A 19,870-nucleotide genomic window follows, 5' to 3' on the forward strand; every position below is an offset into this window, starting at 1 on the left:
AGTAGGGTTAATTAAAACTCTCTCGAAAGGTCCGTTCCCGCGCATGAGCGCCACCACCGGACAGTCACGCTACACCCGTCTGACTCAGGCGCAGGTGGACGCGATCTGCCAAAAGCACGAGCGTCTCAAGGCCATGAAGCCCGGAGGTGCGCGGGCCGTTTTCGCGTGGATGGACGTGTCGGGGCTGGATTTCCGCGGGCGCGACCTGCGCGACGCCGATTTCACCGCCGCTATCGTGGTGGGCGCGGATTTGTCCGGAGCTCTGCTCGATCAGTCGAACCTCTATTGCGTCGATATGCAGATGGCCAATCTGACCCGCGCCTCCCTGCGCCGCACAGATTTGCGCGGGGCGTGTCTGCGCGGCGCGAATTTGGCCGACGTGGATCTATTTGAGGCCGATCTGCGCGAAGGAGCGCTGGCCCTGCCGGACAAGGCTGCGGGTCTCGCCTATGTCGAAGTCTCTACGCGTGTGTCGGACGCGGGGTTTACCAATCTGCGCGGGGCCAATCTGGAGCGCTCCAAGCTGTCGGGGATTCAGGCCATGAAGGCCGACTTTACCGACGCCATCCTTAAGTCTTGTAAGCTGGTCCGTGCCAACCTCAAGCAGGCGATCATGGACAATTGCGACCTGTCTGGGGCGGACATGTCGGGCTGCGACGTCAGCGGTGCATCGCTGAAAGATGCGGTAATGATCGGCACCAAGACCGAGAGCTGGAACGCCTCACAGACCAATCTGAGCGGCGTGCTGACCGAAAAGGCCGCAGGCACGGATATCAGCCGTCTGCCCTATGACGAGATGATCCGGGACCACGCCGAATGGGTCGATAGTGTCGGCAAGGCGGGCAAGCCGTCGGCCTTTGACAAGGCTGATCTGCGCGCACTCAAATCCATTAAGGGGCTAAATCTAGCAGCGCTGTCGGCCAAGGGGGCGGTGTTTTACGGTCTTGATATGCGCGGCATCCAGTTGCAAGGCGCGCACCTTGAAGGGGCGGACCTGCGCAATTGCGACCTGAGTGGTGCCGACTTGCGTGGCGCGCAGATGAAGGGCGTGCGGATGGACGGAGCCAATTTGGAGGGGGCCAATATTGGCCCGCTGAAGCTTGCCGGTGACCGCATCTTCCCGGCAGACCTTAGAGAGGCGCGCATTCGCGGGGCCAATCTGCAACGTGCTGATCTACGTCAGGCGCGCCTTGATGGCGCCGACCTGTCGCGCTCTGACCTCGATAAGGCGCAGATGACACTCGAAAGCCTCGTCAATGTCGTCTGCGTCGGCCTTAAAGGCAAGATCGCGGCATAGAGCGTGTTTTGTTCAGTTTGAATCGAAACGACGCTCTAAATTTTTGGTTCAACGCGTATTCATATCCGAAAAATGCCTCACACCTTTCGGAAAGCGCTCTAAAATGCCTCAGAGACAATATCGCCATTGTCGCTGAAATACGCGCGTTTCATGCCCGCTGAGCGAAAGGGCGCGTGGACCTCACCGGCGCGTGTGATGACGATCAGCCCGCCTTCGCCGCCCATCCTGACGATCTGCTCCAGCACCTGACCGGCGCTTTCGAACGCGCCCTGACCGGCCCCGATGCGGAAGGCCACCTGTGCAGCGGCTTGAACACGCAGGAAGTATTCGCCCTGACCAGTGCAGGAGATGGCGGCGTGGTCGTCGGCCCAGGTGCCCGCGCCGATGATCGGTGTGTCGCCGACGCGGCCCGGCAGCTTGCCGAACACGCCCGCCGTCGACGTCGCTGAGGCCAGATCGCCATAGGAATCGAGACACACGCAACCGACCGTCCCGTGCGCCAGCGTCCCGGGCGGATAGTTGGACTCAAAGGCCCCGGCGCGAGTGAAATAGTCGTCGCTCACCGTCTCAAAGCCCTGCGCCTCGGCAAATTGTCGTGCGCCATCGCCGGCCAGCAGGACATGCGGCGTTTTTTCCATCACGGCGCGGGCGATAACAACGGGGTTCTTGTACCCAGCCAGTGCGGCGACCGCTCCGGCGCGACGGTCCGCCCCGCTCATCAGGCTGGCGTCCAGTTCGAACACACCGGCAGCATTGGGTGATGCACCTTTGCCCGCCACATAGAGGCCGGAGTCTTCAAGCGAGCGCACGGTTTCGGTGACCACATCCAGCGCGCGGGCGCCGTTATGGAGGTTGTGCCGCGCGATCTTGGCGAGCCCCTTCATATGGGTGATTTCGCGGCCATAGTCGCGGCCGGCCTTGGCCCCGGCGCCGCCATGCAGGGCGAATGCGATCATCAGACGTATCCTTCGGGTCGTTTGGCCGGGTTTTAGGCGAAGCGACGGACGAAAGATACCCCCATACCTACCCGACGTGGCGGGAGATTTGGAAGGCAGCGTCAACGACGAGTTCCTGATTACACAGCCGCCGAGGGCCCGAACGATGGCTGACGAGGATCAGGCCCTGACCGTTGCGCTTAAGATGCGCCTCGACGGCCTCGGTAACGGCAGCTTCGGTAACGGCGTCCAGCCCCTCGGTCGGCTCATCCAGCACCAGCACCTCGGCTGGACGCAGCAGGGCACGGGCGAGGCAGAGGCGTTTGCGCTCCCCGCCCGACAGGGTCACGCCGCCGTCGCCGATCCATTGGTGCAGGCCCTTGGGCATGGCCGCCACGCGGGTTTTCAGTTTCGCGGCCTCCAACGCGGCCCACACCCGCGCCGTCAGGCTTTCCGGCGTTTCTGCCGCGATCTCCTGCGGCGATAGGGCCATCAGGAGATTATCGCCGATGGTGCCATTGAGCGTCGGCGCGTCCTGCGGCGACAGGCTGAACCGCAGGTCGGGCAGGGCGGTGAGCCCCGGCACCTCTTCCATCGGGCGCAGACCGATCAGGGCCTCGATCAGACGCGTCTTGCCCGATCCCGACGCGCCACGGATCAGCAGACGTGCTTGCGGACCGAGGTCGTAGTCCTGGCCGCCAAAGCGCAGAACTGACCCCGTGCGCGGGGCGGGTGGCACGGCCTCCACGTCGCCCAGTTCCGCCACCCGCGCCTCGGCCTCGGCGAACAGGCGTTTTTGCGCCATAGCTTTCAAGAGCGGGCCGGTCGCTTCAAAAGCCACCGTCGTCACCAGCAAGCCAAGCGCCAGCATCGGCATGGCGGCGTGCGCATGGGTGAGGACGATCAGGCTCAGCGTCGCGGCCAAGACTCCGAGGTTTAACCCCACAGGCAGGCTTTCTGTCCGCGCCTGGGCCTCGCGGGCCGCAAGCAGGGTGGCCTCCTGCTCCGTTAACCGCGCCATAACCCGCTCTGACAGCCGATAAGCGGCGATGTCGGGCAAGAAGGGCAGGGTTTCATGCATGCTGTTTTTCAACGCCCCCAGTTCGGGCAGGCCGGTGGTGGGCGTAGGCACGACGCGACGCGACAGGCCTATAAGCGTGCCGATGCCCGCCGCCGCAATGATGGAGGCCACCGGCGACAGGAGCGTGATCAGGAACAGGGCGGCAATCAGCCCCCCTAGCGCCGAGGCCCAGTGGCTTTGCGCCACTAATGCATTTTCCAGTTGCCCGACATCCTGCACCAGCCGCGCCGAGGCCTCGCCTTGGCTGACGCGTAGCGGGGTACGGCTAACCCTTTCATACAGCCACGGGCGCAGCTCTGCCAGAGCACGAAAGGCCGCCGTATGGCCGCTTAGGCGCTCGAAATAGCGCATGACGGTGCGTGCAATAGCCAGCCCGCGGATGGCCGCCGACGGCAGCAGATAGTTGAAGGCCATCATCACCGCGCCACCCGCGGCCCCGGCTATGGCCGCGCCGGCCAGAAACCAGCCCGACAGGCCAAGCAGGGTGGTTGCTGCGATCGACACCCCGGCGGCACAGACCGAAGCGACGATCAGGGACGAGCGCTGACGGCGCTTCAGATCCGCAAAATATGCTTTGAATGCGCTCACAGCCGCACCTCCTGCGTGGCGATGGCAGCCAATGCCTCGGAATGGGTGGCCAGGATCACTGTGCGGCCTATGGCGGCGCTGCGAATGGCGGTGACGAGAGCAGACTCAGCTTCCAGGTCGAGATCGGCGGTAGGCTCATCGAGCAAGAGAAGCGGCGCGGGCTTGAGCAGGGCGCGCGCAAGTCCGATACGCCGCCGCTCACCGCCCGACAGGCCGGAGCCGCGCTCATCCAACGCCGTCTCGAGCCCCCGGACCGCCACCAGCGCGTCCAGCCCGGTCAGGGCGATCACCCGTTGTACCTCGGCGTCGCTGGCCTGTGGGTGCGACAGGCGCAGATTGTCGGCCAGGGTGCCGGGCAGGATCGGTGTGTGCTGCGACATCCACGACAGGCCGGGCGACAGGTCGTGCGCGGGCGTTAGCGGCTGACCGTCAATCTCGATAAGACCGCGCGCCGCCACGTCGCCGCCGCGCCCCAGCAATAGGCGCAGCAGGGTGGACTTGCCAGACCCCGTTTCGCCGCGCAGCGCGATGATGGTCCCGCTGTTGGCGCTGAAACTCACCGGGGCGAAGACGGGGGTTGGATCATCGGCAAAGACGGCGCTGACCTGATCAAAGCGCAGGGCGGGGGCGGAAGTGAGCGTAAGCGGCACCGTGTCCGGTATTTCCAGCCGCGCCTCCAGCGCTATCAAGGCTTCGGCGGCGGCGCGCGCCTGCTGTTCTTCGTGATAGGCGGCGCTCAGGCGGCGAAGCGGGAAATAGACTTCGGGGGCCAGCGCCAGAGCGAAGAAGGCCGGGGCAAAGGCATCGCCACCGAACAAATTCTTATTGAAATCGAGAACAGCCGGCACGGGGAAGGGCAGCAAGCCCAGCAGGGCAAACCCGCAATAGACGGCGATCAGCGCCACCGACAGGGCGGCGAAAAATTCCAGTATGGCCGAGCCGGTAAAGGCCATGCGCAGGACCGAGAGGGTGCGCTCCGAGACATCGCGGGCAGCGCGGCGCACCTTTTCGACCTGTGTGGCTTCATTATCAAAAGCGCGGATCAGCGGCAGGTGGCGCAGACGGTCAGCGAACAGGCCCGACAGCCGCGTCAGGGCCTCAAGTTGGCGCCGCGATTCCGCAGCGGTGGCCATGCCGGACAGGGCCATCAGTGTGACAAAGGGACACAGGGTGAAGAGGATGATGCCTGCCGCCAGAGGCGAGGCCACCCCGATAGCCAGCGTCACCAGAAGCGGCGTCAGGGCTGTCGCCTGCCGTGCCGGAACGAAGCGCGCATAATAGCCTTCGAGCGCTTCAGTATGCTCAAACAGGGCCGTCATACGTTCCATCTGCGAGGCCTCGACGCCGCGCCCGGACAGGGCCTTGCGCATCAGCGACAGGCGCAGGCTCTCGATGATCAGGCGGGCTGATTTGAGGCTAAGGACCTGATTAGAGTAGGAAAGAGCACCCCTGAGGCACAGGCTGAGGAGCAATAAGACCAGGCCCGTCAAGGGAAACTGACCGGCGCGCACCGCCTGTAGGATGAGGGCCAGTCCGGCGGCAAAGCCCGTGGCGCATATAACCGACCCGATCTCAAGCTGTCGCACAAGTGTGACTTGTCTTTTCGCCGGATCGGCCCATAGTTTCAGCGTCTGACGCACAGCTTTGGCGCGACTCTTTAGGGCGTCGCGGGCAGCATCCTCAAGGGTCTCAGGGGTAAGGGGACGTGGGTGCGACATTTGGTGCGATAGGGCGTTTCAGGGGCGGGGCATATACTGAGGCCCAGCTTAGCTGTTCATACGTTTAAGCCGGGATGGGTTTTCTCCTAGCCCATTTTGGACATTAAGGGGCAAATTTCCACTCCGCTGCTGCACCTTGCCGCAGGAGAGTGTGATCTAAAAACCCCAATAACCCGAGGGATATCTCAATGGATATGATGACGGTCGATCTATCAAGGCTACAGTTTGCCTTGACAGCGCTGTATCACTTTCTGTTCGTCCCGCTGACGCTTGGCCTTTCCTTCATGCTGGTCATCATGGAAAGCGTCTATGTGCTGACGCGGCGCGAAATCTGGCGCACCATTACCCGTTTCTGGGGCACACTTTTCGGCATCAACTTCGTGCTGGGCGTGGCCACGGGTCTGACCATGGAATTCCAGTTCGGAACCAACTGGTCCTACTATTCACACTTTGTCGGCGACATCTTCGGCGCGCCTCTGGCGATTGAGGGTCTGATGGCCTTCTTCCTCGAAGCGACCTTTGTCGGCCTGATGTTCTTTGGCTGGGAACGCCTGTCGCGCGTCGGACACCTGATCGTGACGCTCCTTGTGGCTCTGGGCACCAACTTGTCAGCCCTGTGGATTCTGATCGCCAATGGCTGGATGCAGAACCCGGTCGGTGCGGACTTCAACCCGGCCACCATGCGCATGGAAGTCTCGGACTTCATGGCAGTGCTGTTCAATCCGGTGGCGCAGGCTAAGTTCGTGCACACCGTGTCGGCGGGCTATGTGATCGCGGCGGTCTTCGTCCTTGGCGTATCGGCTATCTATCTGCTTAAGGGTAAGTGGGTGTCGGTCGCGAAGCGTTCGATGGCGGTAGCGGCGGCCTTTGGTCTGGCCTCCTCGCTGTCGGTCGTCGTTCTGGGCGACGAGTCAGGCTATGCCCTGACCGATAACCAGAAGATGAAGCTGGCGGCGCTTGAAGCCATGTGGCACACCGAGCCGGCCCCGGCGGGTCTGACTCTGTTTGGCATCCCCAACCTGACGACCCAGCACACCGATATGGAAGTCAAGGTGCCTTATGTTCTGGGCCTGATCTCCACGCGCTCGCTCGACCGTCCGGTCATCGGCATCCTTGACCTCGTTGAAACGGCGGAACACCGCATCCAGTCGGGTGTGGCTGCCTATGACGCCGTGGAAAAGCTGAAGGTGAACCCCGAAGACCTCGCCGCCCGCGCGCAGTTTGAAGCGCACAAACGCGACATCGGTTACGGCTATCTCTTGAAAAAGTACGTCGCCGATCCGCGTACCGCGGACGCCGCCCTCATCCAGAAAGCCGCCCTCGACACCATCCCCAATGTGCCGGTGATGTTCTGGACCTTCCGTCTAATGGCCGCGATCGGCTTTGCGATGATCGCCCTGTTCGCGGTGGCCTTCGTACTAGTCTCCCTACGCAAGGCCGAGCATACCCGCTGGTTCCTTCGGCTGTGCGTGCTGGCCATCCCGCTTCCCTGGCTGGCGGCGGAAGCCGGGTGGGTGTTGGCTGAGCTGGGACGTCAGCCCTGGGCCGTCGAAGGCGTCCTGCCCACCTTTATGGGTGCGTCCAGCCTCACCGTCGGGCAAATCTGGGTGACCATAGTGGGCTTCACCCTGCTGTACGGCACGCTGGCCGTCATCGAGGTCGGCCTGCTGGTCAAGACGATCAAGACCGGTCCCTATGCGTCGAAATTCGGTCGTATGCACGATGCCGAAGAGACCAGCCCGCTGCAAAGTGGTGGCCTCGCCGGCCCGGCAGAATAACGCGCAGACAAAGGAGTAACCCTTATGGAACTACCTATCGACTACATGACCTTGCGGGTCATCTGGTGGCTGCTCATGGGCGTGCTGCTGATCGGCTTCGCCATTATGGACGGCTATGCGCTGGGCACGCTGGCGACCCTGCCGTTCGTCGCCAAAACCGACGAAGAACGCCGGGCGGTGATCAACACCGTCTCGGCCACCTGGGAAGGCAATCAGGTGTGGCTCATTTTGGGGGGCGGTGCCATCTTTGCCGCCTGGCCCTTCGTCTATGCAGTGAGCTTCTCCGGCTTTTATCTCGCCATGTTCCTTGTGCTGTCAGCGCTGATCCTGCGTCCGGTCGGCTTCAAGTACCGCTCTAAGCGGCCTGGCAAGGCGTGGCGCAACAACTGGGACTGGGCGCTGTTCATCGGCGGCTTTGTCCCGGCTCTGGTCTTCGGCGTGGCCGTCGGCAATGTGCTTCAGGGCGCACCGTTTAGCCTCGATAGTGACCTGCGCATCACCTATCACGATCAGTTTCTGGGCGGCCTGCTCGGCCTATTCAGCCCCTTCACCGTCCTGTGCGGGCTGACCTCTGTGGCCATGCTGCTGCTCCAAGGGGCGACCTGGGTGTCGCTGAAAATCGAAAAGGGTGCCCTGCGTGATCGCGCCATCACCTACGGCGTCTATGCGGCTCTTGGGGTGATCGTCCTCTATGCGTTGGGGGGCGTCTATCTCGCCTATGGCGGTCTGGGCTTCAAGGTCGTGGGCGACGTCGCCGTCAATGGCCCGTCCAATCCGCGCAATGCCGAGGTCGTCAAGGAGGCCGGCGCGTGGCTCCTCAACTACGGCACCTATCCGTGGATGATCGCCGCCCCGGTGCTGGGCTTTGTGGGCACACTGCTAGCGCTTCTGGGCCTGAAGACCAAGGCCGATCCGTGGGCCTTTATCGGGTCTTCTATCGGCGTGTTGGGCATAATTGGCAGTGTAGGTGTTTCGATGTTCCCCATTATCCTGCCCTCCACCGTCGATGCCCGCTCCAGCCTGCTGGTGTGGACGGCTTCAAGCTCGCACACCACGCTGTTCATCATGCTGGGTGTGACGCTGGTCTTCCTGCCTATCGTCCTACTCTACACGGCCTGGGTCTATAAGGTGCTGTTCGGCCGCATTGAGGTGAAGGCGTTGAAGACGAATCCGGACCTTTATTGAAAGCCTGGGGAAACATTGTTTCCCCATGTGCTCCCTTTTAAACATCGTGAGGCATTTTCTCGGGGCCGCCCGCAGAAAATGCACCACTTTCCAAAGTCAGGCTTTGCCTCCGGCAAAGCCGAAAGGAGTCGCAAAATGTGGTATTTTACCTGGGTGCTAGGCCTCGGTCTGGCCGTGACCTTCGGAATTTTGAACGGGATCTGGTTCGAATTTCTCACGACCGATGATCCCGATGCCGAAGACCCGCATAGGGACTGAGATGCAAAAAACCCCGCCGATGACGGCGGGGTTTGGTTAGACTTCTTCGGTGTGCGGTGTCGGCGGAGCCGGGGAGTAGTCGCGCAGGGTTTTGACAAAGCGGAAGACCTGCGCCTTGACGATTTCGTCCTCACCGCGTTCTGCCAGCGTGAACAGATCGCTCATCAGGTTGGGCGACAGGTGCAGGTCCATCGCCTGATTAACCACCTTGAAAATGCCCGGTCGGAGGGGCTCGCGGATTTCGTTGTCGTCCAGCAGCGCCTCGGTGATCTTTTCACCGTCGCGCAGGCCGGTCAGGACGATCTTGATGTCCCTTTCGACCTTGAGGCCGTACATGTCGATCATGCGCTTCGCCAGATCGTATATACGGATCGGCTCGCCCATTTCGAGGATATACAGGCTCGATTTTTCCGACAGGTTCGTCGCGTTGTGCATGGCCGCCGTCATGACCAGTTGCACCGCTTCGAAAATGGTCATGAAGAAGCGTTCGACCTTGGGGTCGGTCAGCGTAATCGGCCCACCGCGTTCGATCTGCGCGCGGAACAGCGGCACAACAGACCCCGTCGAGCCCAGTACATTGCCAAAGCGCACGACGCAGGCCTGATTGAGGTGGCCCATTTGCGACGAAATCAGGTGTTCGGCCAGACGCTTGGTCGCCCCCATCATCGAGGCCGGGGCCACGGCCTTATCCGATGAGATAAGCACCAGTTGCTTCACATTGGCTGCCTGCGCCGCGTCGATGACGTACTGCGTGCCCATGACATTGGTGAGCACGCCTTCCGACGGATTGATCTCGACCATCGGCACGTGTTTAAGCGCTGCCGCGTGGAAGATGACATCGGGCTTCTGCGCTACGAAGATGGCTTCAAGGCGCGCTTTGCGCCGGATGGAGCACAGAATCAGGCTGACCGGCGGCTTGCCAAATTCTAGGTTCAGCGACTGCTCGACATCGTATAGCGCCAGTTCGCTGTGGTCGATCAGGGTGACGTGTGCCGCCCCCAGTCGCAAGGCCTGACGTGCGATCTCAGAGCCGATGGAACCGCCGCCGCCCGTAATCAGGATGCGCTTGCCGGCATAGAAGGCGTTCAGCGCCGCGTGGTCCAGATGCACCTGCGGGCGTTGCAGAAGCGACTTGTACGAAATCTGATCATTGGGATCTGCCAGCGTCAACCTAACGTTGCGCCGCCCCATCAAGCCCGACTTGGCCAGAAACCGCAAAATACGATAGTTAAATATGGCCATACGAACCTAATACCGGCCCCGGAAAAGAATAAAGCCTACAGGCATTGACACCCCCCGCGTCGTGCGTGCATGGCGATGAAAAAGCGTTCGCCAGCGTGCAACTTACAGCTTTTCGTGAAAAAAGAATAAGGTAATTTTGTGGGCAACCGATTTTCCCCAACAGTTTTCCACCGGTAGCTTTATGAAGGTCACAGTTCTCTTTTTTGGCAAGGTGGCCGACGTGATGGGCGAGCGGCAGCGCTTGTTTGACATTACTGATACGCCGGCGCGGCTGTTTGACCTGCGTCAGAGCGTTCTGGAATCAGCTTTTGCCTCCGGCGCGCTTGAGGCTCAACGGGTGTTGATGAGTGTCAACCAGACCCTGACCCCCGACGACCGCCCGTTGCACGACGGTGATGAGGTGGCCTTTTTTCCCGTCTTTTCGGGGGGCTAAGGGCATGGCGTCTGTCGAAACCCTGTTGCTGCCGCAGGCGCTGGACGGGCAGGCCCTTTATGGCCGCTTTGTCGCGGCCAACCGCGGGGCCGGGGCCATTGTCACCTTTTCCGGCCGCGTGCGCGGTGAGACGACAGAAGGCGCGGTGTCGCATCTGTGGCTCGACTGGTATCCCGGAATGAGCGAGCAGAGCCTCAAGGCCATTGCTGAAGCCGCCGCTGAGCGTTTTGACGTGCAGGCCCTTCTGGTGGCGCATCGCTGCGGCGCGGTGAAGGCCGAAGACGAGATTGTGTTTGTGGTAGCGGCTTCGGCCCATCGGCGGGCGGCCTTTGAGGCGGCGGACTATTTGATGGATCGTCTTAAGTCCGAGGCAGCCCTGTGGAAGCGCGAGGTTGGTCCGGGCTTTGCGCGCTGGGTTGAGCCGACGGCCACAGACGCCGTCGATCTGAAACGGTGGAAATTATGAGCGAAAACAGCTTGTCACACGTAGGCAAGGATGGCCGCGCCCACATGGTCGATGTCGGCGCGAAGGCCTTTACGGCGCGCAAAGCCCGCGCTGAGGGGCGGCTGTTCTGCGCCGGTGAGACTCTGGCCATTGTGCGCGACGGCAGGGCCCCTAAGGGCGCGGTGATCTCCACGGCTGAGATCGCGGGCATCATGGCGGCCAAGAAGACCGCGGACCTGATCCCCATGTGCCACCCTTTGAGCCTCTCCAAGGTGGGGCTCGAGATAGTGATGGATGAGACACTGCCGGGCTTTCGCCTCAGCGCGGAGGTCAGGACATCGGGGCAGACGGGCGTCGAGATGGAGGCCCTGACGGCCGTGTCGGTTGCGGCGCTGACCCTCTATGACATGCTGAAAGCCGTCGATAAGACCATGCGTATCGACGGCATAGAGGTGGTGGCCAAGGCCGGTGGCAAGGCCGATTACGGGTATTAACTACTGCTAACTACCGCGCTGCATCACAAGCGTGCACCAAGCGTCGCGGTGGATGCGGCGCACCACGCGGAAACCCTTGGACAGGTAGGCGGCCTTGACGAACCGCTCCTGCGTTCGCAATAGGCCCGACAGGATGACCGTACCGCCCGGCTTGAGCGCCGTCTTTATCGACTGCGACAGACCGACCAGTGGGCGCGCCAAGATATTGGCGAAGACGAGATCGTAGGGGGCGTCCTTGCGCACGTCCTTGTGGTTCAGGCCGTTGGCCCACACAAAGCGCGCGGCGGCCGCGTTAAGCTTTGCGTTTTCGTTGGAAATACGCACGCTTATAGCGTCGATATCGGTGCCGACGGCATATTTGGTGCCGGTCTTTGCGGCGGCAATGGCCAGAACGCCGGTGCCTGCACCGACATCCAGCACGCGCTCATAACGGTGCTTTTTCAGCAGGTCGTTATAGGCCCACAGGCAACCGACTGTTGTGCCGTGATGGCCCGTTCCGAAGGCCGCCCCGGCTTCGATACGCAGATTAACCGCGTTGAGCGGCTTTTTGCCGCGATCGTGAATACCGTACACGAAGAATCGACCGGCGCGTACGGGCGGCAGACCCGACAGGGCCATGGCCAACCAGTCTGCATCGGCCAGCTGATCCGCCGTGACGACCAGTTCCGGATATTCCGCCAGAAGTTCTTGTAAACGCTCGTCTTCCTCCTCTGTGGTGGGGAAGGCGTCGATGCGCCAAATATTGCGGTCCTCATCCTCTTCGAGGATCGAGTAGGTCGCGCCTTCGAGCCAGGCATCGTTATCGATGGCCTCGGCAGCTGTTTCTGCCACCAGACGGGGGCCTTTTGCGATGATTTGTTGTGGATTATAAGTCATTGTAGGCTTTGCAGATCGTCCGATTCGATGTGACGGAAGCGTTTCAACGGTCTTTTATGCGTAAGGGAGCCCTTACGCCAATGGGAAAGTAGGCAATGGCGACGGAAAAAAAGACGAAGACGGTAAAGGCGACGGAGATTCCGGCGGATGCCGGGGTGAAAAAGACCATCGCCCGTAAGGCACCCGCACCTAAGCCTGCGCCGGAAGCCGCAGTGAAGGCGGCGACCGAAAAGACCGTCAAGGCTGCCGACGCTACGGCCCGGAAGGCGGCCAAGACCGCCGCGGCTGTGACCAAAAAGGCCGAAACGGCCACAAAGGCGGCCACCGCGAAGATCGAAAGGGCCGCCAAGACCGCCAAAGCTAAGGTGGAGAAGGCCGAGAAGGTCGTCGAAGCCGAGGTGAAGAAGGCTGCCCGCTCCACGACCCGCGCCGCCAAGTCCGTTGCTGCAATTGAGCCCAAGGTGACAAAGGCCCGCACCCGAGCCTCCAAGGCTGTGGAAGCGGCTCAGGGCGAGATCGACAAGGCCGTAAAGCGTGCCAAGCCGGCGCTCGACAAGGCCGCAAAAACGGCCAGCGCCGCTGCCGCCGTCGCCAAGGACAAGCTGGAAGACGCCGCCGAAGCCGCCAAGCCCGTCGTCGAACAGGCCAAAGCCAAGCTTGAGGACGTCGTCGAGGCCGCCAAGCCGAAGATCGAGGAGGCAGTGCACAAGGCCGAAGAGGTTGCCGCCGCCGCTAAAGAAAAGCTGGATGAGGCCGTCGAAAAGGCCAAGCCGGTACTGAACGAGGCCAAGGAGGCGGTTGAAGAGGCCGTGGCTAAGGCCCAGACCGAAGCTCACAAGGTGCAGGAAGAGGTCAAGAAGGCTCAGGCGCAGGTTAAGAAGCGCGGATTCTTTGACTGGCTGTTCGGCCGCAAATAGGCGAAGGGGCAAGCGGCGGATGAATGAAGTCCTGCCGGTCATCGGCATCACTTGCTGCCATCGGGACTTCGGTGTCGAGAAGGCGCAGGCGGTTATGGACCGTTATGTTCGCGCGGCCACGACCTACGCCGAATGCTCTGCCGTGCTCATCCCGGCCAATACCGGCTTTTTTGACGCCCGTTCCGTCGCTAAGCGACTGGACGGGCTTTTGCTGACCGGGTCGCCCTCCAATATCGAAGCGCACCGCTATGGTCAGGCCGAAGGGGAGGGGCCGTTCGACGCCGAACGCGATGCGGTCTCGTTTGCGCTCATCGAATGCCTGACCCTGATGGGTAGGCCGGTCTTCGGGATTTGCCGAGGCTTTCAGGAGATCAATGTGGCGCTGGGCGGGACTCTGCGTCGGGATCTGGGGACGGCGCCCGTGGGCTCCGAGCGGCTTGACCATCACGCCCCAGCGCAGACCCGTTTTGCCGACATGTTTGACCACGCGCATCCAGTGGCCCTGACCCCAGACGGTGTACTTGCGCGAGCCGTCGGACGTGAGGCGCTGAGGGTCAATTCGGTCCATTTTCAGGGGGTTGACCGGCTGGCTGAGGGGCTAAGCGTCGAGGCCGTAGCCCCCGATGGCGTGGTCGAAGCCTTCAGCGCCAATATCGGCGGTGCGCAGGTGTTGGGGGTGCAGTGGCACCCGGAATGGCAGCCAGAGCTTTATCCCGACCGCCAGGCGTTCTTCCGCCTTCTCGGCGCAGCCGTTCGCGGAAACGCGATTTAACTTTGGCCTCGTCTGATAAGGTTTGCCACCTTCCGTTTGGCGGCGGTGTCAGTAGGGTTGGAACCACAGATTACCGAGATGTGCGCTGCGCGGGGATGCGAGGGCCTCGGGCCACCTATCTATCTGTGAAGTCTGCGCAATCTGTGGTTTTCATCGTTTTCAAGCTCTGACCGGATATACGTGCGCTTGGTCAACGGGGACGGGGTTTCTCAATGGATGCGCACAGATGCCGGGCGTTGCCCGCCGGTACGGATATACGTGCTGACGAATGAAGTTCATCATCCGTGTCTATCCATGGCAAAGAAGGAGTCGCAGCCTCGCAAAGGGCAATCTGGGGCGATGCCCCGCAAGTCGTTGGTCACGAAAAACACGAAGGGTTGGAAAAGGCTGTGGGTTTGTAGTGAGGTTTTACTGTTTGCGATCATTTTCCTCCTCATATCATAGGGATGTGCTGAGTTTACGTTGCGGAGGGGTATCTTATGGACGGTTATGCCCCTGCGTCAGCGTCACTTCGCTCGGTGCGACCTCTCCACTTCGTAGGAGGAGAAAATAGCCGCGTAAACTCTTAAACGGTCACCGCGGCCGAATGTTTTTTGCTGCGCTCATCTTCGCCTCGTGCCTTTCCGCGACTAAAATATTTTCGTAAATTGTGATCACAATTATGCGCTGCCCTTGATTTGGCCATTCCGCTTTTGCCGGGGTGGGGCTATAGTCCCTTAAAACCTATGCTTTCACGGAGCGCCCGTCATGAATCTTCCGCTCAAAAACAACGATTCCGCCGAACTGAAGGCGCTCGATCTGGCGCACCACTTGCCGGCGCAGGCCGACTATGCGCTGCTTGAGCAACTGGGTGGCAGTCGCATTATCACCCATGCCGAAGGCTGTGTGATCACGGATATTGATGGCAAATCGCTGCTTGACGGCATGGCCGGGCTGTGGTGCGTGAATGTCGGTTACGGGCGCAGCGAGCTGGCCGAAGCGGCCTATAAGCAGATGCTGGAACTGCCCTATTACAACACCTTCTTTAAGACGGCGACGGCCCCCGCCGTGCGGCTGGCGGCCAAGATCGCCGAGAAGATGGTCCTGAGCAATCCAGACCTCAAACACGTCTTTTTCAACTCGTCGGGGTCCGAGGCCAATGACACGGTCTTCCGTCTGGTGCGTCACTACTGGACGCTGAAAGGCGAACCGGACCGCCAGGTCTTTATCTCGCGCCGCAATGCTTATCACGGTTCGACCGTCGCTGGCGCGTCGCTGGGCGGCATGACCTTTATGCACGCGCAGGGCGGCCTACCCATTCCCGGTATCGAGCACGTGCGTCAGCCCTATCTGTTCGGCGAAGGCTTTGGTCAGGACCCGGACGCCTTCGCCGATGCCTGCGTTCAGGATATCGAAGACCGCATCCTTAGCGTCGGGCCGGACAAGGTCGCGGCCTTCATCGGTGAGCCGGTCCAGGGCGCCGGCGGCGTAGTCATCCCGCCGCAAAGCTACTGGCCCAAGGTCGAGGCCCTTTGCCGCAAGTACGGTATCCTGCTGATCTGCGACGAAGTGATTTGCGGCTTCGGGCGTCTGGGTCAGTGGTTCGGCCATCAGCATTATGGTGTAAAGCCCGACATCATCGCCATGGCCAAGGGCCTGTCGTCGGGCTATCTGCCCATTTCGGCGGTCGGTGTGTCGTCACACATCGTCGAGGTGCTGAAGACCGGCGGCGACTTTGTGCACGGCTATACCTATTCGGGCCACCCGGCGGCCTGTGCCGTGGCACTGGCCAATATAGGCATTATCGAGCGCGAGGGCCTGATCGAGCGCACGCGCGAGGTGACCGGTCCTTATCTAGCAACGGCCCTGACTCGTCTCGACGGCCACCCCCTGGTCGGCGAAGCCCGTTCCATCGGGCTTTTGGGTGCGGTGGAAATCGTCTCCGAAAAGGGGACCAACCTGCGCTTCAAGGGCGCCGAAGGCCATGCCGGACCGGTGGTGCGCGACATCTGTATTAAGAATGGCCTGATGGTGCGCGGCATCCGCGACACCATCGTCATGTGCCCGCCGCTGATCATCACCGAGGCCGAAATCGACCGCATTGTTGATATTCTGGAGGCTTCGCTGAATGAGGCTGAGCCGGTATTGCGCGCGCTCTGATCGCTTTCTTACGAAGCGATAACCGTTCGCCTCGCGCCTTTTAATGCCCGGGCACGTATGGTGCTTTGGCATGAGACGAGCAAACCTATCCTGCGACGCTAATCTGACAGCGCGCATAAAACAAGCGGCCCGATCTGAGTTTCCCCCCGGCTCAGAGCGGGCCGTTTTGTTTATAGCGAAACGCCGGCTCAGGTGAGCCGCTGTTTCGCTATAAATTTTCTAGCTTGTCGCGCAAACTTTCCGAAAAGTGGTGCCAACTTTATCGGATGGCGCTTTCGGCTCGTATCCCAGGAGACACCTATGACTGCCCCGCATAAGAGCGACGATCCACAAAAGGCTGAAACCGCCGATGTCCGCGAGCATTTTTCGCGCGACAAACCCGCAAACGGCGGCCCCGGCGAGTCCTATGGTGATGAAAAAGACAGCAAGGATGAGCGGTTGCAGCCCAAAACGCCGAACGGCAAGGGGCTGGCCAACGAGCACTATGTCAAAAGTGATTCCGATCAGCCGCACGTCGCGGAGGAACCGGGCTCCTTAAGCGGTCGCAGCTAACCCCGCATACGTATTCATCTGCCGTATGTCTGTTCGAAAATGAGCGCCTGTGTTTTCCTGCGTCAAAAGACAGGGAGACAAATCATGGCTGTTAAACCGCTGGCGAGCGTAGCTTTGGCGTGCGCGCTGATGGCCACGGGCGCGCAGGCGCAAAACGCTAAAATCGACATATCGAAGGTCGCCGCGCAGCCGCGCGACAATGGCCTGCCCGCTCACTGGAATCGCAACGCCACATTTATGGAGATCTTCGTCCGCTCCTATCAGGACTCTGACGGCGATGGCATCGGCGATTTCAACGGCCTGACCTCGCGGCTCGACTATCTACAAAGTCTTGGCGTGACCGGCATTTGGCTAATGCCCATTCACCCGTCTGCGGACAAGGACCACGGCTATGCCGTCAGCGACTATCGCGCCGTCAATCCGGCCTTTGGGACCATGGCCGATTTCGAGCGCTTTGTGGCCGAGGCGCACAAGCGCGGTATCGGCGTCATTATCGACTATGTGATGAACCATTCGGCCAATGACAACCCGATCTTTCTCAGCGCCGCGAAGGGGAAAACCTCGCCCTATCGTGATTGGTACCTCTTCGCCGATAAGGACCCGAAGTGGGCGGGTTTTTCGTGGGGCCCGTGGCGGCAAAACAAAGCCGGCAGAGGCTATTTCTATGGTCTGTTCGATGATCAGATGCCGGACTTCAATCTTAAAAATCAGCGGGTGATCGACTATCACGCCGATAATTTCCGCTTCTGGCTAAACAAGGGCGTAGACGGCTTCCGCATCGACGCCGTGACCATGTTGGTCGAAAACGGCCCCACCGCCTATATGGATCAACCGGAAAACATCGAAGTGCTGAAGCAGGTCAACGCGGTGGTGAAAGCCTATCCCAACCGCTATCTAATCTGCGAAGCCTCCGAACAGCCCGCCCTCTATGCCGGTGAGGCCTGCACCCACTCCTTTGCCTTCGGCACGCAAAAGGAAATCAAGTCCAGCGCTCGCGACGGCAAGCTGTCGGCAAAGCTGGCGACGCAACTGGCCTCGGATAAGCGGTCGCTAATGCCGCTGGTCCTGCAAAGCCACGATTCCTATGTTGGCGACCGTCTGATCAACGATCTCAACCCCGGCAGCTATCGCGTGGCGGCGGCCGTCTCGGTGCTGGCCTCAGACACGCCGTTCTCCTATTACGGCGAAGAGATCGGGCTCGCCAATAATGGCAAGTATGACGATCCCGGCCTGCGCGCCCCGATGAGCTGGGACGGCTCGGCCGGGCACGGCTTTACCACGGCGGCCAAACCCTATCGCGCCTATGCCACGAATGCACGCACTCATAATGTGAAGGCCCAAACCGGCGAAGGCGGGAGTCTGCTGGAGTATTACCGCGCCCTCTACTTGGCGCGGCAGACGCATCCGGTACTGGCCGACGGGACGTTTACGCTTCTGTCAAAAGCCGGGGAGGAGACGCTTGTGTTCGCTCGTCAGAAAGACGGGCAAAACGCGCTCGTGTTCATCAACCTATCTAATGCGCCTCAGACCTTTGAAACGAAGGGCGAGGGGGTGTGGGCTTCGGCCCTAGACCTCGGCGCGCCTGCGCAACTGACGGCGCGGGGCGGTCAGTTGCGTCTCATCCTGCCGCCCAAGGGCGTGGCGGCCTATGTGGCGCGAGGACAAGATTAACTGGGCGGGCTGCGGTTGATTGTCCCAGTTATCACCCCTTGAGGTTTCATTAACCGCTTTGCGTGCACCTTATGGTAGCGGCCGCCGTGCATAATGCGAGTCGCGCGTAGGGAGTGGCGTCATGACCGACCTTCAGGCTGAACTGCATCAGCGTATTGAATTTGCCCAGATCACCCCGGCAGACCGCGCTGCCCTACGGACTTTGTGGCCGTCGATCGCGCCGCAACTGCCGGACATACTGAGCCGCTTCTACGCCCACCTGTTCCGCTATCCACACCTGAAGGCCATGGCCGGGGATCGTCAGGTGGCGCTGGAAGGTGCGCAGTTCCGCCACTGGGAACGCATCTTCTCCGGAGCTTTTGATGAAGACTACTTGCATGAAACGCAGAAGATCGGACGCGCCCATGAGCGCATCGGACTTGAGCCGCGCTGGTATATCGGGGCCTATCGCTTCGTGCTCAACGAACTGACTGGAATCATTCTGGCGCGCAGTCGTTTTGCGCCGAAAAAGGCTCAGGCGCAGATCGAGGCGGTCAACAAGGCCATATTGCTTGATCTCGACCTGGCCATCTCCACCTATCAGACAGTCTTGCTGGAGGAGCGTCGCCGTCAGGCCGAACAGACTGAAACCGCCATTGGCACTTTTCAATCAGCGGCCTTCGGTATTCTCGACAAGTTGCACCAATCCGGTACCGGTCTTAGTGATGCTGCTGAAGACATGGCGTCAGTCGTCTCTGGCGCCTCGGATGACGCCAAAGGCATTGCCAACGCCTCGCGCGACACTGCTGACAGCGTGTCCTCGGTGGCCGCGGCGACCGAAGAACTGTCGAAATCCATCAACGAAGTCTCCTCGCAGATCGCCAGTGCGGCCGGGTCCATTTCGGATACGGTCCGCCTGATGGATGCCTCACGCACGGACATCAACAATCTTCTCGAGTCGGCGCGGCAGGTCGGTGAGGTGGTCAATCTGATCCAGAATATCGCCTCGCAGACCAACCTGCTGGCCCTCAATGCCACGATTGAGGCGGCGCGGGCAGGGGAGGCGGGACGCGGCTTCGCCGTTGTCGCCACCGAGGTCAAGCAACTGGCCACCCAGACCTCGCGCGCCACCGATGACATCACACGTCAGATTAATGAGATACAGAACGCGACGCGCAACGCCGTGTCTGCCATTGAACGCATCTCCAGCTCGATGAGCGAGGTGGAGCAGATCGCCACCGCCATTGCCGCGACGGCCGAAGAGCAGGGGGCCGCGACGCAGGAAATCGCCCGCAGCGTCATGCGGACCTCCAGCGGGGCGCAGGCCCTGTCGGAAAACATAGCGCGCGTCACCGAAGCCATCGACCATACGGCGGGTACGTCTAGCGTGGTCGGAGGGGCCGCAGCCTCGCTCAACAGCGACGCAGCGCAACTCAGCCAGCAGGTGCAGACCTTCTTTGACACCTTGCGTCAGCACGCGGTGGTCACGCGAAAGAGCGCCTGAGCGAAT

General features: G+C 61.2%; 18 protein-coding genes. 13 read left to right on the forward strand and 5 right to left on the reverse strand.

All coding sequences use genetic code 11. The features are described 5' to 3' along the window. The first annotated feature begins 43 nt into the window (after positions 1-43). Positions 44-1,297 (forward strand): pentapeptide repeat-containing protein, encoded by a 1,254-nt coding sequence (locus ASTEX_RS04540; protein WP_013478433.1) that lies wholly within the window; start codon positions 44-46, stop codon positions 1,295-1,297. A 98-nt stretch (positions 1,298-1,395) separates the two neighbouring features. Here ASTEX_RS04540 and ASTEX_RS04545 read toward each other — a convergent pair whose 3' ends face one another. The 3 genes from ASTEX_RS04545 to ASTEX_RS04555 form a co-directional block, all read right to left on the reverse strand. Further along, entirely contained in the window at positions 1,396-2,253 is an 858-nt protein-coding gene (locus ASTEX_RS04545) for an isoaspartyl peptidase/L-asparaginase family protein (protein ID WP_013478434.1), read from the reverse strand. A gap of 67 nt (positions 2,254-2,320) precedes the next feature. Then, a complete protein-coding gene (locus ASTEX_RS04550) occupies positions 2,321-3,901 on the reverse strand; it encodes an amino acid ABC transporter ATP-binding/permease protein (RefSeq protein ID WP_013478435.1) in 1,581 nt (526 codons plus the stop codon). Next, a complete protein-coding gene (locus ASTEX_RS04555; RefSeq protein ID WP_013478436.1) occupies positions 3,898-5,619 on the reverse strand; it encodes an ABC transporter ATP-binding protein/permease in 1,722 nt (573 codons plus the stop codon). The genes ASTEX_RS04550 and ASTEX_RS04555 overlap by 4 nt, the downstream gene beginning before the upstream one ends. A 188-nt stretch (positions 5,620-5,807) precedes the next feature. Between ASTEX_RS04555 and ASTEX_RS04560 the strand changes: the two genes are divergently transcribed. The 3 genes from ASTEX_RS04560 to cydX all read left to right on the forward strand — a co-directional run bounded on the left by ASTEX_RS04560 (position 5,808) and on the right by cydX (position 8,840). Next, positions 5,808-7,397: a cytochrome ubiquinol oxidase subunit I gene (locus tag ASTEX_RS04560; protein WP_013478437.1), complete on the forward strand. Its 1,590-nt coding sequence runs from the start codon at positions 5,808-5,810 to the stop codon at positions 7,395-7,397. 24 nt (positions 7,398-7,421) lie between these two features. Beyond that, positions 7,422-8,582 carry a cytochrome d ubiquinol oxidase subunit II gene (cydB, locus tag ASTEX_RS04565; protein ID WP_013478438.1) on the forward strand — a complete coding sequence of 387 codons (1,161 nt, stop codon included), beginning with the start codon at positions 7,422-7,424 and terminating at the stop codon, positions 8,580-8,582. 135 nt (positions 8,583-8,717) lie between these two features. Further along, entirely contained in the window at positions 8,718-8,840 is a 123-nt protein-coding gene (gene cydX / locus ASTEX_RS04570; protein ID WP_013478439.1) for a cytochrome bd-I oxidase subunit CydX, read from the forward strand. A 36-nt stretch (positions 8,841-8,876) separates the two neighbouring features. Here the strand turns inward: cydX and ASTEX_RS04575 are convergent, their stop codons facing one another. Then, positions 8,877-10,082 (reverse strand): polysaccharide biosynthesis protein, encoded by a 1,206-nt coding sequence (locus ASTEX_RS04575; RefSeq protein ID WP_013478440.1) that lies wholly within the window; start codon positions 10,080-10,082, stop codon positions 8,877-8,879. Positions 10,083-10,263: 181 nt separating this feature from the next. On the opposite strand from ASTEX_RS04575, the gene ASTEX_RS04580 reads away from it, so the two are divergent. Genes ASTEX_RS04580 through moaC form a run of 3 tightly spaced genes read left to right on the forward strand, consistent with a single transcriptional unit; the run spans position 10,264 to position 11,454 of the window. Next, positions 10,264-10,515 (forward strand): MoaD/ThiS family protein, encoded by a 252-nt coding sequence (locus ASTEX_RS04580; protein ID WP_013478441.1) that lies wholly within the window; start codon positions 10,264-10,266, stop codon positions 10,513-10,515. A gap of 4 nt (positions 10,516-10,519) precedes the next feature. Next, complete coding sequence (locus ASTEX_RS04585) at positions 10,520-10,981, forward strand: molybdenum cofactor biosynthesis protein MoaE (RefSeq protein ID WP_013478442.1); 462 nt, start codon at positions 10,520-10,522, stop codon at positions 10,979-10,981. Next, entirely contained in the window at positions 10,978-11,454 is a 477-nt protein-coding gene (gene moaC / locus ASTEX_RS04590; RefSeq protein WP_013478443.1) for a cyclic pyranopterin monophosphate synthase MoaC, read from the forward strand. Before ASTEX_RS04585 ends, moaC begins: the two co-directional genes overlap by 4 nt. A 6-nt stretch (positions 11,455-11,460) precedes the next feature. Here moaC and ASTEX_RS04595 read toward each other — a convergent pair whose 3' ends face one another. Then, positions 11,461-12,330 carry a 50S ribosomal protein L11 methyltransferase gene (locus tag ASTEX_RS04595; protein WP_013478444.1) on the reverse strand — a complete coding sequence of 290 codons (870 nt, stop codon included), beginning with the start codon at positions 12,328-12,330 and terminating at the stop codon, positions 11,461-11,463. Positions 12,331-12,425: 95 nt separating this feature from the next. Here ASTEX_RS04595 and ASTEX_RS04600 point away from each other — a divergent pair, with 95 nt between their 5' ends. From ASTEX_RS04600 to ASTEX_RS04625, 6 genes are all read left to right on the forward strand, one after another. Then, positions 12,426-13,247: a hypothetical protein gene (locus tag ASTEX_RS04600; protein ID WP_013478445.1), complete on the forward strand. Its 822-nt coding sequence runs from the start codon at positions 12,426-12,428 to the stop codon at positions 13,245-13,247. A 19-nt stretch (positions 13,248-13,266) separates the two neighbouring features. Next, positions 13,267-14,019, forward strand: coding sequence for a gamma-glutamyl-gamma-aminobutyrate hydrolase family protein (locus tag ASTEX_RS04605; protein ID WP_013478446.1), 753 nt, complete (start codon positions 13,267-13,269; stop codon positions 14,017-14,019). A gap of 747 nt (positions 14,020-14,766) precedes the next feature. Continuing rightward, positions 14,767-16,158 carry an aspartate aminotransferase family protein gene (locus tag ASTEX_RS04610; protein ID WP_013478448.1) on the forward strand — a complete coding sequence of 464 codons (1,392 nt, stop codon included), beginning with the start codon at positions 14,767-14,769 and terminating at the stop codon, positions 16,156-16,158. A 300-nt stretch (positions 16,159-16,458) separates the two neighbouring features. Continuing rightward, on the forward strand, positions 16,459-16,710 hold the full coding sequence (locus ASTEX_RS04615; protein ID WP_013478449.1) for a hypothetical protein: 252 nt from the start codon (positions 16,459-16,461) through the stop codon (positions 16,708-16,710). An 84-nt stretch (positions 16,711-16,794) separates the two neighbouring features. Further along, positions 16,795-18,381 (forward strand): alpha-amylase family glycosyl hydrolase, encoded by a 1,587-nt coding sequence (locus ASTEX_RS04620; RefSeq protein ID WP_013478450.1) that lies wholly within the window; start codon positions 16,795-16,797, stop codon positions 18,379-18,381. 121 nt (positions 18,382-18,502) lie between these two features. After that, positions 18,503-19,864, forward strand: coding sequence for a globin-coupled sensor protein (locus tag ASTEX_RS04625; protein ID WP_013478451.1), 1,362 nt, complete (start codon positions 18,503-18,505; stop codon positions 19,862-19,864). Positions 19,865-19,870: the final 6 nt, after the last annotated feature.

Origin of the sequence: Asticcacaulis excentricus CB 48 (assembly GCF_000175215.2) — a bacterium.
Classification (GTDB): Bacteria; Pseudomonadota; Alphaproteobacteria; order Caulobacterales; family Caulobacteraceae; genus Asticcacaulis; species Asticcacaulis excentricus.